This window comes from Dawidia cretensis, assembly GCF_018598175.1.
Taxonomy (GTDB): domain Bacteria; phylum Bacteroidota; class Bacteroidia; order Cytophagales; family Cyclobacteriaceae; genus Ohtaekwangia; species Ohtaekwangia cretensis.
This window is the reverse complement of the sequence record NZ_JAHESE010000272.1, coordinates 1-231: the sequence shown is the minus strand read 5'-3', so window position 1 is coordinate 231 and position 231 is coordinate 1. Positions and strand designations below refer to the sequence as shown.

Here is a 231-nt window from a genome sequence, read left to right as displayed (position 1 = left end):
AATATGACCCGTCTAAAAAAGAAAATGAAAGAAATCGGGATTGTTCATTTATTGGAAAATATACGAGGAAAGGGTTGGAAATTGTGAGTTTTTTTACATTCTTAGAAGAAAAAATAACAGAGATATTGTTTCAGCTTTTCTTTCTTGCCTTAGTGGCATTTTTCTTGATTTTCTACGGTGTAGATACGCTGTTTGTTGTATTGCTGGTAATTCTGTTCATCAGCATACAAG

1 protein-coding gene is annotated in these 231 nt (G+C 32.5%); it reads left to right on the top strand.

Features of this window, described 5'->3' with window-relative positions; translation table 11 throughout:
- Window positions 1-231, top strand: a 231-nt coding sequence (locus KK062_RS30615) for a hypothetical protein (RefSeq protein WP_254088162.1), incomplete at both ends; no start/stop codon positions are given.